This is a genomic window from Thalassospira sp., assembly GCF_030690045.1.
Classification (GTDB): Bacteria; Pseudomonadota; Alphaproteobacteria; order Rhodospirillales; family Thalassospiraceae; genus Thalassospira.
This window is the reverse complement of sequence record NZ_JAUYHK010000016.1, coordinates 152,224-172,630: the sequence shown is the minus strand read 5'-3', so window position 1 is coordinate 172,630 and position 20,407 is coordinate 152,224. Positions and strand designations below refer to the sequence as shown.

Sequence of the window (20,407 nt, the reverse complement as noted above, 5' to 3'; positions counted from 1 at the left end):
GAAAAAGTGATTCTATACGGTTGTATATTAGATTTTGGGCGGAAACATACGCCCATCCGGCATATCTCTTAAATCCCATGTAGGGAGTTTGTCTTTGGGCTCGCCCGCCGATCAGGATGATGGCCTCGGCCTCACCGATATGGATATCGAACAGATACTGGATGGCCGCACGGAAGAGAATTCCGATGCGGGCGTTTCTGATTCCGGTTCGGTTTTTCCGTCGGCTTTCGGGCAACCTTCCACAGCGACCCAGATTTTTACCAATATCCAGAATGTCATTGGCACGGCTTATGACGATGTTCTGATTGGCGATGATGCCGACAATTCCCTGTCGGGCGGGGCGGGGGACGATGTTCTGGTATCCGGGGGTGGTTCTGACCGGATGAGCGGCGGCGAAGGCCGTGACACCTTTGTGTTCCGGTCTGGTTTTGATCGCGACATTGTGACTGATTTCAACCCGGCAGAAGACATGCTGGCGTTTGAAAATCTTGGTGTTACCAGTTTTGCCGATCTGGTTTCTCTGGTAGTGAATGACGGGCAGGGAAACACTGTCATCACATTTGCCACCGGGGATGTTTTGATTCTGCAAGGGGTTGCCGTTGCGGACTTGATCCCGGCAAATCTTGTGGATGCCCCGGCGATTGTTACGCTGGCCGATGAGGCTTCCGGCGGTGATGCAAATTCCGGCAATGTGACCGAAATGACTGGCACATCGGGCGATGATACGATTGCCGGGCAGGGCGGTTCGGATGTTGTCGATGGCGGCACGGGTAACGACACCCTGTCTTTTGCCGGGGCGGATGCCGGTGTGTCGGTTGATGTGGCAACGGGTATTGCGGCCACTGTATCGGGTGGCGATACGGTGGTTTTTGAGAATATCGAAAACATCATCGGTTCGGATTTTGATGATGTCATTACGGGCGATGAAGATGACAATGTTCTGCTGGGCGGCGCCGGGAATGATACATTTGCGCCGGGCGGCGGTCATGATGTCATTGATGGCGGTTCGGGGAGCAACAGTCTTGATTTCAGTGATGCCGATCAGGGGCTGATCGTTGATCTGGAGGCAGGGCAAGCCGAAAGCGATTCGACGGCACCGGTTACGGACGATATTTCGGGCGGTCAGAATGATGACAGTCCGGTTTCTGGTGAAGATGATGGTGTTGATGGGGGCGCATCCCCCCCTGATACCGGTTCGGGCGATATCGTCGAAGATGGTCGTGCTGCGGATGAAGCAGGCGACGACAATCCTATTTCGGAAACTGCCGATGCTGACACCGGCAATGGTTCGGATGTGCCGGATGCAGATGATGCGTTGTCCTCCGATGATGAGTCGGGGGCTGTTGCTGACGGCGCCGATGGTGCCGCCGACGAAGATGGCGGCGAACTTGCTGCCGGGTCTTCTCAGGATGATGTGGGCGATAACGTTGGGGATGAAGGCGTAGAACCTGACGAAACCGTTCTGACGCCGGAAAGCGAAGAAATTCCGGCTGGGTCAGGTGGGGGTGCTGACACCGGGCAGCAGGAAGGCAATCTTGGCACCGGTTCTGGTGCAGGCGATACGCCTGTATCTGGTAGTTCATCGGATCATCAGGATGACGATATTCTGTCGGATGAAACCGGTGAGGGGAATGCCACCGACGGCAGTGACCCGGAAACCGGCCTGGAAGCGGGTGATGCACCCGGCGATCCGTCGGGTGCGGATGATGTTCCGGCCAGTGCTGGCGATGAGGGCGAGGCATCGTCTGCTGAAGATGTCTCCGGCGATGCTGAAACAGAGTTCGGTAATTCTGAAAACGATGAAAACCCGATTTTGGCCGGTGGTGAAACCGGCGGGGAATACACCACCGACGGCAGTGACCCGGAAACCGGACTGGAATCGGGTGATGCACCCGGCGATCCGTCGGGTGTGGATGATGTTTCGGTCAGTGCCGGTGATGATGATGAGGCATCGCCCGCCGGCGATGCCGAAACAGAGTCCGGTGATTCTGAAAACGATGAAAATCCGATTTTGGCCGGTGATGAAACTGGCGGGGAAGACACCACCGACGGCAGTGATTCGGAAACCGGACTGGAAGCCGGTGCAAATGACGATGTCGGTTCCACCAGTGATCCGGTGGCCGGTGATGCGGGCGGCGATGTTCTGGACGGCGGAGATGAAGAAAACACCGGTTCCGGAGCGCTTTTGGGTGATGCCGCCGATCCGGAGGATGCCGGGTCGAGTGATGGTCCCGCCGATGATGGCGGGGCATTGCAGGGAATCGATCCGGAAAATGGGGGCGAAAGCGACCCGATCGTTACCGGCACCATTCAGAATGACATCCTGAATGGCACATCGGGTGATGACATTATATTTGGCGGTGTTGGCGATGATACCCTGCAAGGCGGTGCGGGTAACGATACCCTGTCGGGCGAAGCGGGCAATGATATTCTACAAGGTGGTGCCGGTAACGATATTCTAACTGGCGGAAGCGGTAACGACACCCTTCAGGGTGCTGATGGCGATGATATTTTATCGGGCGACGCAGGCGATGACGTTTTGCAGGGCGGTGCGGGCAACGATACGCTGTTTGGTGGTGACGGGAACGACATCCTTCAGGGCGGTGCAGGCGACGATTTCCTTCAGGGCGGCCTTGGCGACGACCATATTCAGGGTGGTGCCGGCATTGATACGGTGTCCTATCAGGATGCGGTTGCCGGGGTTGATGTCAATCTGGCGACGCAAACGGCCATTGGTGGTGCTGGTAATGATCTCGTCCAGATGGTTGAAAATGCTATCGGGTCGGATTTTGATGACCGGATTACCGGCGATGCGGGCGACAATATCCTGTCGGGCGGCGATGGCATTGATACCCTGACCGGTGGTGCGGGCAACGATACCCTGACCGGCGGTGCCGGGGTTGATGATTTTTACCTGACCGAAGGTTTCGGCGATGATGTCGTCACCGATTTCACCGCAGGTGAGGATATTATTGATCTGTCGCGTTTGGGTGTTGCCAGTTTCGAGGCATTGACACCGATGATCGCCGGTGACGGTGCGGGCAATACCGTCATTACCTTTACCAATCATGGTACGCTGACCCTTGAAGGTGTTGCGCCGGATGCCCTGACTGCCGACAGTTTTCGCGGATTTGGCCGTGTTTATGGCGATGACGGCAATGACACGATCATCGGCACCGACGGCGAAGATGCGATTTATGGTTTTGCCGGTGACGACATCCTGTCAGGCGGGGCAGGGAATGACGTGCTGTCCGGTGGTTTGGGTGACGATACGCTGATTGGCGGTGCTGGCGATGATACGCTGCGCGGTGAAGATGGCGTTGATACCGTTGATTACAGTGGTGCCAATGGCAGTGTAACCGTCGATCTTGCCGCCGGAACAGCCAGCGGTGCCGATGGCAACGATATTCTGGATCGTATTGAAAATGTAACCGGGTCGGGTTTTGACGATATTCTGACCGGCGATTCCGGTGCCAACCTTCTGCGGGGCGGTGCCGGTGATGACACGCTTTATGGCGGGGCTGGCAACGATATTCTGGATGGCGGGGTGGGAAATGATACCTTCTTTGCCGAGGCCGGAAACGACACCTATAGCGGTGGTGCGGGTATCGATCATCTCGATCTAAGCAGCCTTGATGTGGATATCGGCGTCAACATGAATGCCGGAACAGTGATTTCCGGGGCTGAAACTGACCTGATCAGTGGTATTGAAAACATCACCACCGGCAGTGGCAACGACACCGTAACCGGTGATGGCCAGGACAATATCATCACGACCAATGATGGCGATGACCTGATTGTTGGCGGGGCTGGCAATGACACGATTGATGGTGGGGCCGGGTCCGATACCGTGTCCTATGTCGATGCCGGAACGGTGGATGTCGATCTGAATACCGGGATTGCGGTGGCTGATCACGGTACCGATACGCTGTTTAATATTGAAAATATTACCGGGTCCAATGGTGCCGACCGGATCGTCGGGAATGATGAAGATAATCGGCTTGATGGTTTAGACGGTGCCGATCAACTGATTGGCGGCGGCGGCAATGATGTTCTGCGCGGTGGTGCCGGCAACGATATTCTGGAAGGTGGCACTGGCAATGACACCCTTTTGGGCGGCGAGGGTGTTGACACCCTGCGCGGGGGTGAGGGTGATGACACGCTGGATGGCGGTGCCGGTCACGATACCGCAGATTATGCCTATGTGACAGGCGATATGAGTGTCGATCTGGCGGCAGGAACGGCGGTCGGTGAAGGAAATGATACGCTGATCGGAATTGAAGATGTCATTACCGGTAGCGGCGACGATATCATCTCAGGTAACAGTCAGATTAACCGAATTGATGCGGGGACTGGCGATGATACGGTTCTGGGCAGCGAAGGTAACGATACGCTGGATGGCGGCACCGGGAATGATACGGTTTCGTATGAGCGGATTTCAGGGAATGTGGTGATTGATGTTGCCGCCGGAACCGTGCGTGGCGAAGGCTTTACCAATACGGTTGCGAATTTTGAGACCTATGTCGGGGGCAGTGGCAACGATACCCTGATCGGCGGTTCCGGCAATGATATTTTGACGGGCGGCGCAGGCAGCGACGTCTTTGTGATTTCTGCGGAAACCGGACAGCATGTCATCACTGATTTCGATCCGGCAACCGACCAGATCGATGTTCGTGCCGATGGCCTTAAAATCTTTGGCGATGTTGCGCCAATGATTGGCGTCGATGCCGACGGCAATGCGACCATTACCTTTGGGGATGGTGTTCTGACATTGTCGGGAGTGTCGCCGGATGATCTGAATGCGAATAATTTTGTCGGTATTCGTGGCCTTGAAGGCACGGAAAACGCTGATATTCTGACCGGAACATCGCGCAGCGACATCATTGACGGTCTTGCCGGTGACGACACCATCGATGGCGGGGCTGGAAATGATACGCTTTTGGGCGGCGATGGCAGTGACACGCTGATTGGCGGTACGGGCAACGATACGCTGGATGGTGGCAATGGTGCTGATACTGCTGATTATTCCGGACGGTCAGCCGGGGTCACTGTCGATCTTGAAGATGGTACCACCACGATAGGCAGCGAAACCGATACCCTAATCAGCATCGAGAACGTATCTGGTGGTCAGGGCAATGATATTTTGTTGGGGGACAGCGGCAACAATACCCTCTGGGGCCATGATGGCGACGACGTTCTGTGGGGGGGAGACGGTGCTGATCATCTGATGGGCGGTTCAGGCCACGATACGTTGGGTGGCGGCCTGGGTGACGATATTCTTGACGGCGGAAGCGGTAATGACACCGTGACCTATGCAGACATTACCGAAAGTGTGCAGATGAATTTGATGACCGGCACAGCAACCGGTGGCGGTGGTTCAGACACTTTGTCAAGAATCGAGAATGCCATTGGGTCGGCTGGTGATGATCATATTATCGGCACTGACGGTTCCAATACCCTTCAGGGTGGCGAGGGGAATGACACCCTTGATGGCGGTTTTGGCAATGACGTGCTGAGCGGTGGCGATGGGGCGGATGTTTTTGTGTTCCGCAAGCCGGTCATCAATGCGAACGGAATATCCACAAATTATAGCGACAGGGTGACAGATTTTGATCCGGCAATCGACCAGATTGATTTGTCATCCTTTGGTATTCCCAACTGGGAAGCCTTGCAAAAACACATCACCACCAATGCGTCCGGTGATGCCGTTATCCAGATTGACGGTGCGACCATTACGCTTTCCGGTGTCAGTCCGGATACCTTGGGTAGTGGCAGTTTTGTCGGTATCGAAAGCCTTGGCGCATCTGAAAACAATGATGAGATTCAGGGTACAGGTTTTGCCGAAATCATCGACGGCCTTGCAGGTGACGACATCATTCGCGGCGGTGGTGGTGACGATACCCTGTTTGGCGGCGAGGGGAACGATACATTGTCCGGGGACGCGGGCAATGACCTGATTGATGGCGGGGCCGGTCGCGATGCGGTCGATTACAGCGCGTCTGGCAGTGGCGTCACCGTCGATCTCGCCGTGGGGACCGGTGGTGCCGGTACATCCAGTATGGATACCCTGATCAGCATCGAAGATGTGTATGGATCGGACTTTGCCGATACCATCACCGGGGATGCCGGGGCCAATCATCTGGTTGGTAATGGCGGGAATGACATTCTGTCGGGGGGCGCAGGCAATGATACCCTTGATGGCGGAACCGGGAATGACATCCTGACCGGTGGAGAAGGTGATGATACCCTGATCGGTGGGGCGGGGAACGATACAGCATCATATGCCGAGGCAATCGGCGATGTGGTGGTCGATCTGGTCAGTGGCACGGCAAGCGGCGATGCGGGCAATGATGTGCTGTCGGGTATCGAGAATATCATTGGCGGATCGGGTAACGATATTCTGATTGGAGATGCAGGCGATAATATTCTGCGTGGTGGTGCAGGTAACGATACTCTGATTGGCGGGGCGGGGAACGATACGGTCGATTATTCCACATCTGCCCCGGTCCGTGTCGATTTGTCGGTCGGAACAGCCAGCAGCGCCGATGGCAATGATATTCTGTCCGATATCGAAAATGTAACCGGATCGTCTGGCGACGACATCCTGATTGGCGATGCCGGAATCAATACCCTGATCGGTGACGGGGGGAACGATACCTTTGTATCGGGGGCCGGGAACGATGTGATGACTGGCGGCAGTGGTGCCGATGTTTTCGTAATCAATCCCGGCGACGGACAGGATGTGATCACCGATTTCAACGTTCTTGTTGATAAAATTGATATTCAGGCTCTGCCCGTAGATTCCTACGGCGCGTTGCGCGATATGATGACGATTGATGCGAATGGCAATGTCGTCGTCAATTTCGGGGAGGGCAACAGCCTGACATTACTTGGCGTTCCGATGGGCGCAATCAACGCGAATATCTTCGTCGGCGTCCGCGATTTGGTAGGGACAGATGGCGATGATGTGCTGTCGGGAACCGATGGCGACGATGTGCTTTCGGGGCTTGATGGCAACGATACGCTGATTGGCGGTGTCGGTGACGACACGCTTTATGGTGGGGCGGGTAATGACCTTTTGTCCGGGGGCGGTGGTAACGATACGCTTGATGGTGGGGCGGGGATTGATGCGGCTGATTATCGCCTTGCCGAAGGGACAGTGAACGTTAATCTTGAACAGGGTATCGCCAGTGGTGCACATGGCGAGGATCGTCTGATCAATATTGAAAATGTGGTCGGCGGGGCCGGTAACGACATTCTGATCGGCGATGTGGGCGACAATATTCTGGATGGCGGGTCCGGTAACGATACTCTGACTGGTGGGGCGGGGAACGATACGCTGTTTGGGGGAACCGGTGCCGATACCGCTAGCTATGCCGGTGTGGAAGGTGCGGTTAATGTTGATCTGGCCGCATTTGCCGCGACCGGGGCGGCAGGGAACGATGTTCTGGTCAGCATCGAAAATGTTACCGGCGGCAATGGTGACGATGTAATTTCCGGCGATGCCGGGGACAATGTGCTGGTCGGAATGTCAGGCGATGACCGTCTGATCGGCGGCGGTGGCAATGACACACTGGATGGGGGCATGGGCCGCGATACGGTGGATTATACTGGTGCCACCAATGCCGTGAATGTCGATCTGGTTACCAGTATTGCAACGGGTGATGGTCTCGATACCCTGATCAGTATTGAAAATATCGATGGGTCGACCTTTGGCGATGTGCTGACCGGCAACAATTTGGACAATATTCTGAACGGTTTTGCGGGTAACGATACCTTGTCCGGCGGCGGTGGCAACGATACGCTGGATGGCGGAACCGGGGACGATCTGCTGATGGGTGGCACAGGCGCGGATACCCTGATTGGCGGCGATGGCAATGATACGGCGTCCTATGCCGATATTCCGGCGCGGTTGGGGGCGGCGACCCAGGGCGTTAGCGTTGATCTTTCTGCCGGTACCGCCAATGACGGGACAGGAATTGATACCCTGATCGGCATTGAAAACGTCACCGGATCGGTACGTAACGATGTTTTGGTCGGGGATGATAACGCCAATATCCTTGATGGCGGTGCCGGTGATGACATCCTGATCGGCGGGACTGGGGATGATACCCTGATTGGTGGCGAGGGTACTGATACAGCGGTTTATGCCGGTGCGCATGGTGCGGTAACGGTCAATTTGCAAGCCGGGACGGCCAGTGGTGCTGATGGCAATGACAGTCTGGCGTCGATTGAAAATGTCACCGGGTCGGACTTTGATGACGTTCTGACCGGCGATGCAGCCGACAATATTCTGTCTGGCGGGGCGGGTAACGACACCCTTGATGGGGGCGCTGGCGACGACACCATACTTGGTGGCGCCGGTGACGATGTTCTGCGTGGTGGTGCCGGACGCGATGCCGTCGATTATGCACAGGTTGCAAGCGCGCAAATCATCAATCTGGCCGACGGTACGGCAACCGGTGGCGATGGCAATGACGTCCTCGACGGGTTTGAAGACGTCATTGGCACCGCCTATAACGATGTCATTACCGGCAATGCTGCCAATAACAACCTTGTCGGAGGGGCTGGCGACGATACGCTGGATGGCGGGGCTGGCGACGATATTCTGGATGGCGGAACCGGTGACGATTTGTTCATCGGCGGGGCTGGCAACGATACCTATCTGGGCGGGGCTGGCAACGATACGGTTGATTTCGGCGCCGTTGCCGCAGCGGTCAGCATTGATCTTGCCGCCGGGACCGCAATGGGGGCAGCCAGTGGCGCAGATGTCCTGACCGGCATCGAAAACATTATTGCCACCGGTTTTGACGATGTTGTGACCGGCAATGACGATAACAACGTCATTCGGGCCGGTGACGGCAACGATACGGTTTCGGGGGGCGGTGGCAACGATACGCTGTCAGGTGAAGCTGGAAATGACGTTCTTCTGGGCGGTGACGGCGACGATGTTCTGGACGGCGGGGCGGGTGATGACCTTCTGATTGGTGGGGCGGGCAATGATACGCTGGATGGCGGTGATGGCATCGACACCGTTTCCTATGCCGACACCGTGCAGGGTGTGACCGTCAATCTGACAACCGGGAGAGTGACCGGTGATGGTGTGGACCGTCTTGCCAATATCGAAAATGTCACGGGCTCCGATTTTAATGACCTCATCATCGGTGATAGCGGCGATAACCTTTTGCAAGGTGGTCTGGGTGACGATACCCTGACGGGCGGCGGTGGCAACGATACGCTGGATGGCGGTGACGGGCGCGACATGGTTGACCTGTCGGTCAACGGCAATGATGTGACAATCGATCTGTCCGCCGGAACCGCGACCGATGGGACTGATACTGATACCCTGATCAGCATTGAAGATGTACGCAGTGGCGCTGGCAATGACATCCTGATCGGCAATGACGTCGCCAATCGTCTGGAAGGCGGTTCCGGTGACGATACCCTGCTGGGCGGCGGCGGTAACGATATGCTTCTGGGCGGTGAAGGCAACGACACGCTGGATGGTGGCGCTGGTGATGACATCCTGATTGGCGGAGCGGGCGATGATGTCCTGCGCGGCGGAGATAGTTTCGATACTGCGTCCTATGCCGATCTGTCCGGACCGATTACCGTCGATATGGAAAACAATCTTGTCACCAGTGCGACGGGCCATGACACGCTTGACAGTGTCGAAGCCGTCATTGGTTCGTCTGGCAACGATACTTTTCTTGGTAGCAGTGGCAGCGACACCTTTGACGGCGGTGCAGGCAATGATTTCTTTGATGCCGGTACTGGCGATGATCGTCTGACAGTGGGTGCGGGGAATGACACGGTGATGTTCCGGATTGGGGATGGCAATGATGTCATTACCGATTTCGGCCTGACTGGTGATGTTATCGACCTGACCGCCTTTAACATCGCCGGTTTTGGTGCATTGCAATCGATGTTTGTCGATGATGGCAACGGCAATACCATCATCCAGTTGAACCCGAACGACTCCATCACCTTGCTGGGCGTTTCGCCCGATCAGCTCGGTCTTGATCATTTCCAGGGCGTTGATGCGCAATTGGGTACCGAAACGCCCGATGAGCTGGTTGGAACCGATGGTGATGACATCATCAATGGTCTTGAGGGTGACGACAGCCTTGAAGGCGGTATGGGCAATGACCGTCTGATCGGTGGCGACGGCGATGATACTCTGAACAGTGGCGATGGTGATGACTGGCTTGTTGGCGGTTCGGGCAATGATGACCTGAATGGCGGTGCTGGTAACGACACCATTGATTATTCCGGGGAAAGTGCGGGGATATTTGCGGATCTGGTCCATAATACCGTGACCGGTGGCGATGGCGATGATGTGCTTTCCAGCATCGAAAATGTCGTGGGAACGCAATTTGACGATATGCTGACCGGTAATGATGATGACAACACCCTCAATGGCGGGGCGGGAAACGACATATTGTCGGGCGGTGATGGCAATGATGTGCTGCTGGGCGGGCTTGGTGATGACACACTGTCAGGTGGCGCGGGTGACGATATCATCAATGGCGGAGCCGGAAACGACACCGTTGATTATTCTGCGGCAAGCCAGGGGGTAAATGTCAATCTGCGGACCGGTGTGGCGACGGGCGAGGGTAACGATACCCTGACGGGCATCGAAAATGTGATTGGTTCCGGTTTCAACGATATTGTTTTCGGCGATGCCGGGAATAACAGGATAGAAACCGGCGCAGGCAACGATGTGGTTAATGCCGGGGCCGGGGATGACATTGTTGTTGCCGGAAGCGGCAGTGACGAAATTTATGGCGGTATCGGCGACGATCAACTGGATGGCGGCGAGGGTGACGATGTCATTGATGGCGGCGCAGGCAATGATGTTCTGGAAGGCGGAGCCGGTGACGATATCGTGCATGCGGGGACCGGGAATGACACCATCATTGGCGGTGCGGGCGATGATATTATCGATGGTGGTGAGGGCATCGATACTGTCGATTATTCCGGCCTGAACAGTTCTGTTTTTGTTGATCTGCGCAATCAGTATTCCGAAAGCGCCGAAGGCATCGACATTATCCGTAATGTTGAACGTGTGATCGGCACCGATTACGCCGACCTGATCATCGGGACTGACGGGGTCAATACCCTTGATGGCGGGTCGGGCAATGACACGCTGATTGGCGGCGCGGGCGATGACATCATCATTACCGGGGAAGGTTCCGATCTTATTGTTGTCGCACCGGGGGGCGGCAGCGACACCATCACCGATTTTGATCCGTCGTCCGACATGATTGATCTGTCGGCCTATGGTATTGATACCTTTGATGAATTGTCATCCAGAATGTTTGCCGATGCGTTTGGCAATACGGTCATTTCGCTGGCGCCGGGCGAAAGCCTGACGCTGGAAGGTGTCGATCCCGATGATCTTTCCGCCGGTAATTTCTATGGCTATGAACGCATCGAAGGTACGGAAAATGATGACGTTCTGAATGGCAGCCAGATCGGCGATGAAATTTACGGGCTGGCGGGTGATGACACCATTTACGGCCATGCCGGGGATGACATCATGAATGCCGGAGACGGCGATGACACCCTGACCGGCGGGGCGGGCGACGATACCCTGCGCGGTGGCGAGGGTAACGATACGGCAAGCTATGCTGATACCGATGGTGACGTTCAGGTGAATCTTGGTGCGGGAACGGCAACCGGGGCTGCGGGCAATGACGTTCTTGACAGCATTGAAAATGTGGTTGGCGGGTCTGGCAACGATGTTCTGATCGGGGATGGCAACAACAATATTCTGGATGGCGGGCAGGGTGACGATACCATCATGGGGGCCGGTGGTGATGATATCCTGATTGGCGGTACCGGGATCGATACTGTTGATTACAGTGATGCGGCGACGGGTGTCACAGTGGATCTGGCCGAAGGAACCGCCGGGGGTGGTGCGGGCAATGACAGCCCGGATGGTTTTGAAAACGTCACCGGGTCGGCATATGACGATGTGATTGTCGGTGATGCCGCCAGCAATGTGATCAATGGCGGTGCCGGGAATGACACATTACAGGGTGGTGTCGGGGACGACACGTTGATTGGTGGTGCCGGTGATGACATCGCCGATTACAGTGACCGCATCGATGATGTTGTCGTCGATCTGTCGCAGGGTACAGCCTTGACCAGTGATGGCAACGATACCCTGATCGAGATTGAAGGTGTAACCGGTGGGACCGGGAATGACACGCTAATCGGATCGGACGGCGATAATATTCTGTCGGGCGGCGTAGGAGATGACGTCCTTGTCGGTGGGGCTGGCAATGACACAATGTCTGGTGGATCGGGCGCCGATACGCTGGATGGTGGTGATGGCGACGATGTTCTGGCATTTGGCGCGGATGGTGTTGTCGGGGCGGGCAGCGTTACCGATCATGTCGGCAGCCCCGGCATTGACGGCACCGGCGATGTTGCCGATATCGCAGGCAAGAATGTCAGCGATGATGTCTTCCTTGGCGGTGCCGGGACCGACACCTTGTTGGCCGGTGACGGCGATGATGCGATTATTCTGGACCGGGATCACGCCAATGGCAGTGCGGCTTCGCCGTCGATTGTCGATATTGAATATATTGATGCCGGTGCCGGGAATGATGTGGTTGACCTGACCAGTTCGGTGCATGGTTATGGCGATGTGACGATTGATGGCGGCGCGGGGGATGACACCTTGTGGTCGAATGCCGGAAATGACGTGATTTTCGGTGGCGATGGCAATGATTATATCGACGGCGGTGCGGGCGACGATACCGTGTTGGGTGGTGCTGGTGACGACATCGTGCTGGCCGGTGCCGGGAATGATGTTCTGGATGGTGGAACGGGTGCTGATACGCTGGATATGAGTGCGGCCCTTGGCGGTGCGAGGGTTGATCTGGCGGCGGGCACGGTGCATTCGGTGGAAACCGGTTTTGATACGGTTTCGGATTTTGAAAATGTCATTGGTTCGGTCGGCAATGATGTGATTACCGGTGATGCGGGTGATAACATCATTGACGGTGCGGCGGGCGATGACACGATTATTGCCAGTGCGGGCAACGACACCCTGACTGGTGGCAACGGGATTGATACCCTTGATCTGTCCGTGGCGGCGTCCGGTGCGACGGCTGATCTGTCGGCAGGCACGGCAAGCAGTGCCGAAACCGGTTCGGACATGGTTTCGGGTTTTGAAAATGTCATTGGTTCGGCTGGCAATGATGTTATCACCGGCGATGCGGGTGATAACATCATTGATGGCGGCGCAGGCGATGACACGCTGTCAGGCGGGGATGGCAATGATACCCTGACAGGCGGAGAAGGTGCCGATACCTTTATCTTCGCCGATGGTGGGGATGATGATCTGGTCACCGATTTCAATCCATCCGAAGATCGTATTTCCCTGCAAGATACCGGCATTACGGCATGGAGCGACCTTTTGCCGTTGCTGTCAGAAAATACAGCAGGCCATGCCGTGATCTCCCTGCCGTCGGGTGGTACGGTCACATTGATGGATGTGGCGCTGGACGATCTTGCGCCGGATCATTTTGTAGGCATCGAAAATACAGGGACGCCAAATGACGATACCCTGACTGGCGGGGATGGTGATGACGCCATTGATGCCGGTGCCGGTGACGATGTTGTTGCAGGTGGTGACGGCAATGATGTGATTGACGGTGGATCGGGTAACGATACGCTAAGCGGTGGTGCTGGTAACGACACATTGTCGGGGGGACCGGGTGCCGATACGCTGGATGGCGGCGATGGTGACGATGTTCTGGAATTTGGCGCGGATGGTGTCGCCGGGGTGGGCAGTCTCACCGATCATGTCGGCAGCCCCGGTGTCGATGGAACCGGTGAAATTGCCGATATCGCGGGCAAGAATATCAGCGACGATGTGTTCCTTGGCGGCGCAGGGAACGATACCTTGCTGGCTGGTGACGGCGATGATGCGATCATTCTGGATCGGGATCATGCCAATGGTGGTGCGGCTTCGCCGTCGATTGTCGATATTGAATATATCGATATCGGTGCCGGGAATGACGTGGTTGACCTGACCAGCGCCGTGCATGGTTATGGCGATGTGACGATTGATGGTGGTGCCGGGAATGACACCTTGTGGTCGAATGCCGGAAATGACGTGATTTTCGGTGGCGATGGTAACGACCATATCCACGGTGGCACAGGCGACGACATTCTTGATGGCGGTGATGGCAACGACATTTTGGACGGTGGTCTGGGCGACGATACTGTTTCGGGCGGTGCCGGGGATGACATCGTGCGAGCTGGTGCCGGAAATGATGTGCTGGATGGCGGCGCGGGTACTGATACGCTCGATATGAGTGAGGCCCTTGGCGGTGCGATAATTGATCTGTCTGCCAGTACGGCAAGCAGTGCCGAAACCGGTTCTGATACGGTTTCGGGTTTTGAAAATATCATTGGTTCGGCTGGTAATGATGTGATCATCGGCGATGCGGGTGATAACATCATTACCGGTGGTGAAGGTGACGATACGCTGAATGGCGGTGCTGGAAATGATATTCTGACCGGTGGAACCGGGGCAGATACCTTTGTCTTTGCCGATGGTCCGGATGCCGATCTTGTAACGGATTTCAATCCGGCTGAAGATGTTATTTCCTTGCAAGATACCGGCGTTACGACATGGAGCGATCTGTTGCCGCTGCTGTCGCAAAATGCTGCCGGGGATGCGGTGATTGCCTTGCCTGCTGGGGGGGCGGTGACGCTGGCGGGGATTGCCCTGTCGGCCTTGACCTCGGATATGTTTGTCGGCATTGAAAATACCGGCACGCCAAACGACGATACCCTTGCCGGGGGCGAAGGTGATGACGAGATTGATGCCGGGGATGGCAGTGATACGGTCGATGGTGGCACAGGCAACGATGTCATTGATGGCGGTGCGGGTGACGATACGCTGAATGGTGGCACAGGCAATGACACGCTGGATGGGGGTTCCGGCGACGACGTTCTGTCCGGTGGTCAAGGCAATGATACCCTGTCGGGCGGATCGGGTGCAGATACCCTTGTGGGCGGGGATGGTGACGATACGCTGATTTATGGTGCGGATGATGTTGCCTCTGGCCAGTCGGTGAGCAATGAGGGTAGCCCGGATGTGCCGGGGACTGGTGCTGTTGTCGATATCAGCGACAAAAATGTTTCCGATGATACCTATATCGGTGGCGAGGGGCAGGATACGCTGGTGATGGGTAGCGGCAACGATGCCCTGATTCTGGATGGCAGCAAGGTTGCCGGATCCGCTGAACCTGAAACTCGTCAGTTTGGTATGACATCGCCGGGCAGTGCCGCAGAAATGCAGGCCGCCTGGCAGGATGCCGGTTTGTATGCCTTTGATTTTGGTACGCCGCATGTCGATGAAAACGGCAAACTGATACTGGGGAACGCCAATGACAGTATTGCCTATGATGGGCGCGGCATTGGCAATAATGGCGGGTCGCCCGCAGGTAACCAGATAAACCATGATGCCGGAACCGGCCAAAGTGAAACCATCGTTGTCGATCTGGGAACAAATGCCAGCATGGCGCGGGTTCAGGTTTCCAATCTGATTGCCAACGAGGAAGACGGCGAAACCGGTCGCTGGCAGGCATTCGACGCCGATGGCAATCTGGTCGGTGAAGGCATTTTGGATGCCGGAACAGTAATCTATACGCCGGGCGATAACGGTGCCGGATATGCCGATATTGCGATTGTCGATGCGACGGGCAATCCCGTTGCGTTCCGCTATCTCAGCTTTAATGCTGAACCCTATGCCATTCCGGAAAACAATCCGTTGGGTGATAGCAGCGATTTCTTTGTCCGGTCGATCAGTTTTGAAACGTTGCCTGATTCCGAAGCCGGAGCACGGCTTGACGGGATTGAAACCATCATGGCCGGTGATGGCCATGATGTGATTGATCTGACCAGCGAGACGCTCAGCTATGGCGACGTCTTTATTGATGGTGGCAATGGCAATGACGTGATCTGGGCCAATGCCGGGAATGACACCCTGACCGGCGGTGCCGGAAACGATGACATCTATGGCGGTGCCGGGAACGATACGCTGGATGGCGGGATCGGCAATGACATGCTGGATGGCGGCGTTGGCAACGATACCCTTCTGGGCGGGGCCGGGAATGACATCCTGCGCGGCGGGGCGGGCGACGACATGATCAATGGCGGCGCAGGCAACGATTATGTTGTCTATGACGATGCCACATCCGGGGTGATGGTTGATCTGGCGAACAACACCGCCACGGGTGGGGGCGGGAACGACAAGATTTATTATGTCGATAACGTCACGGGTTCTGATTTTGACGATGTGCTGATTGGCAATGGCAATGCCAATATTCTGGATGGCGGTGCAGGCAACGATACGCTGCGCGGTGGGACGGGTAATGACACCCTGATTGGCGGCGAAGGTCGTGATGCAGTTGATTACAACACCTCGACAACCGGAGTGAATGTCAACCTTGCCACCGGTAAGGGTCAGGCAGGCAATGCAAGTAACAGCATTGATAGCCTGATTTCGATTGAGGATGTCATCGGGTCAAACCATAACGATATTCTGCGGGGTAATGCAGGGGACAACCTGTTGTCGGGCGGGGCAGGTAATGACACGCTGTATGGCGATGCCGGGGCCGATACGCTGGATGGCGGTGATGGCGTCGATATGGTCAGTTACCAGAATTCCGGCTCCGGTGTTGAAATTTATCTGGGAGATACCGACGCCCATGCCAAAACGCCGGGAGTTGGCGGTCGTGGCTTTGGCGGCGATGCCGAAGGCGATGTTTTGAGCAATATCGAACGTGTTATTGCCTCGGCCCATGACGATTATGTCTATGGCAACAGTGCTGACAATTATGTCGATCTGGGTGCGGGCAACGATATTTTCGATAACCGCGAGGCCGATATCAGCCGCGATACCATTTATGGTGGCGACGGCAATGATACCATCTGGACCGGCGACGGGGCTGACACGCTGTTTGGTGGCAATGGCGACGACAAGCTGTATGGCGAAAAGGGCGATGATACCCTTTATGGCGGTAATGGCAATGACTGGCTGGATGGTGGCGAAGGAAATGATACGCTGGATGGCGGGGTGGGTAATGATACCATCGTCACCGGATCGGGTGCCGACCATATCCTGATCAGCAGCAATACCGGTCACAAGGTCATCACCGATTTCAATACCAGTGTGGATCGTATTTCTCTGACCTCGCTGGGCCTTACGCAATGGTCGCAACTGACGTCACGCCTGTCCGAAGTCAATGGCAATCTGGTGATTGATATTGGTCCGTCCGGGTCGGTGACTTTGCTGGGAGTCCGTTTGAACGCCATTAACCCGGATATGTTTGTCGGCATAGCCGGGCCGGTTGGTCCGACCCAGTTTGACGATTATCTGGTTGGCACCAGTGGCGATGACTACATCAACGCCCTTGCCGGAGATGACACTGTTTATGGCGGTGATGGCAACGATACCCTGAATGGCAATGAAGGCGATGACACACTGTCCGGTGGTTCGGGTGATGATAGCCTATCGGGCGGTATCGGGAATGATACATTGTCTGGTGACGATGGTAATGACAGCCTGAACGGCAATGAAGGCGACGACGTTGTTTCAGGCGGTGCCGGGGATGATACCCTTATTGGCGGTTCGGGTGATGACACGCTGTTTGGTGATGACGGTGGCGATTACATCGACGGCATGGAAGGCCACGACACCATTCATGGCGGCGAAGGCAATGACAGCCTTCTGGGTGGTTCCGGCAATGATGTGATCGACGGTTCAGGTGGCGATGATGTTATCTGGGGCGGTGATGGCGACGATATCGTCAATGGTGATGCCGGTAACGATACCTTGTGGGGGGGTAACGGCAACGACACGCTTTCTGGCGGCGATGGCAATGATCTGATGTTTGGCAATGACGGCCACGACCTTTTGAATGGCGGGGCTGGGAACGATACGCTGGATGGCGGTAATGGCAACGATACCTTTACCACCGGTTCGGGTGCCGACCTGATCATTGTGTCCGGCAATTCCGGCGACAAGGTGGTGACGGATTTTGACCCGGCAGAGGACCGTATTTCGCTGGCAGGGCTTGGTATTACGCAATGGTCGCAACTGACTCCGCGCCTGTCCGATGTCAATGGCAATCTGGTAATCAATCTGGGCGGCGGGACATTGACCCTGCTGGGTGTCGGTCTGGCCCAGGCGACGGCCAGTATGTTTGACGGGGTTGATTCCGGTCCGACACCGTTTGACGATGTGCTGTATGGCACCAGCAACAACGACAACATCAACGCACTGTCGGGTAACGATACGGTTTATGGTCTTGGTGGTCAGGACACCCTGTATGGCATGGCGGGCGACGATACCCTGTATGGCGGGGACGGGAACGACAAGCTTTATGGCGGTGCCGACAATGATGTTCTGGATGGTGGCAGCGGTCAGGATACCCTGTGGGGTGATGACGGCCATGATACCTTGCAAGGTGGTGATGGCGACGACAAGCTGTATGGTGGAAATGGCAATGACGTCCTTGACGGCGGCAATGGCAATGACCGGCTTGAAGGCAATGATGGGGACGATACGCTGTCGGGTGGCTCAGGCGATGATTCGCTTCTTGGCGGTGCCGGAAACGATATCTTGCATGGTGACGCCAATAATGACCGCCTGTGGGGCGGCGACGGGGACGATACATTGTTCGGCGGTACCGGCGATGACAGCCTGAATGGCGATAGCGGAAATGACATTCTGGAGGGCGGGGATGGTCATGATCGTCTGTGGGGTGGATCGGGCGACGATACCCTGACTGGTGGCCTCGGAAATGACTATCTGAATGGCGGCAGCGGCAATGACACCGCAAGTTATGCCGATGCTACGGCGTCGGTTGCGGCAAACCTTGCCTCGGGTAGTGCGTCCGGCGGGGCTGGAACTGATGTTCTGGTGTCGATTGAAAATCTGATTGGCTCGAACTTTAACGATTTTCTGTTTGGCGATGCCGGGGCCAATTTGCTGTCGGGTCTTGACGGCAATGATCTGTTGTCGGGGGGCGGTGGCAATGACAGCTTGCAGGGCGGTGACGGTAATGATTTGCTGAATGGCGGGGCCGGAACCGATTATCTGGATGGCGGGGCCGGCGACGACGAACTGGAATATCATGCCGATGCGGCGTGGACGTCGGGCTATAATGCGAAATATGTCGGCGATCCGGAAAATGGTGGCACCAACGAGCAGATCAATCTTGCCGGATATAAAAGGTCTCAGGATATTTTTGACGGTGGTGACGGGCATGACACGCTGACCATGAGTGCCGGGAATGACGCCCTGTTCCTGCATGACGATCATACCGCCCCCGAAATCTCACCGCGCCTGATTGATGTCGAGGTAATCAATGCCGGAAATGGCGATGATCTGGTCGATCTGAGCAGTGACACCGAGACCTATGGCGATGTCACCATTGATGGCGGCAGTGGCGATGACATTATCTGGTCGAATGCCGGCGATGACCTGCTTTTGGGGGGAGATGGCAACGATACGCTGTATGGCGGATCGGGCAATGATACCCTGTCGGGCGGGGCCGGTCAGGATATTTTGGCCGGAGGTGCTGGCGATGATGTTTTGATGTATCATGCCGACAATGTCTGGAGTTCGCAGTGGCATGCTCTTAATGACGGGTCGCCGGATACGGATAGCCACACAAACACCAATGGCAACGGTCATGGTGGTCATTTCGGCAATGGCTGGGGCCACGGGACGAATGGGGATTCCGGCACCGGCGAATATGTCAACGTTGGTGGCTATAACCAGTCGAACGATATTTTCGATGGCGGCGACGGACACGATACCTTGCGCCTTGGCGATGGCAATGATGCCTTGTTCCTGGCCGATACTGTCAGCGATCCGGGTATTTCACCGCGCATCCGCAATATCGAGGTAATCGAGGCCGGGGATGGCAATGACATCATTGATCTGACCAGCACCTATGAAAGTTATGGCGACGTTACCCTTGATGGCGGCAATGGCAACGACATTCTGTGGAGCAGTTCCGGCAATGATGTTCTGCTGGGCGGGGCGGGGAATGACACGCTATATGGTGGGGCGGGTAACGATACCCTGACCGGTGGGTCGGGCTGGGATGAATTTGTGATGGCGCGCAGCGACGGCCACGACATCATTACTGATTTCACCGCAGGCGAAGACATCATCAATCTGAGCGAATGGAATTTCAGCAATTTCAATCAGGTTTACAATGCCATGACCACCAATGCCGATGGCAATACCATCCTTGATCTGGGCAATGATGCATCGGTGACATTGATGGGGGTGGATCGCAACGATCTGGACGAAAATGATTTTGGTCTTTGACCGGGTTGTCAGTCTGCCGGATAAAAATTG

The 20,407-nt window shown here is 56.0% G+C and carries 1 protein-coding gene; it reads left to right on the top strand.

Annotated elements, in window-relative coordinates:
- The first annotated feature begins 94 nt into the window (after positions 1-94).
- Positions 95-20,377 (top strand): M10 family metallopeptidase C-terminal domain-containing protein, encoded by a 20,283-nt coding sequence (locus Q8O73_RS12355; RefSeq protein WP_305558469.1) that lies wholly within the window; start codon positions 95-97, stop codon positions 20,375-20,377.
- Positions 20,378-20,407: the final 30 nt, after the last annotated feature.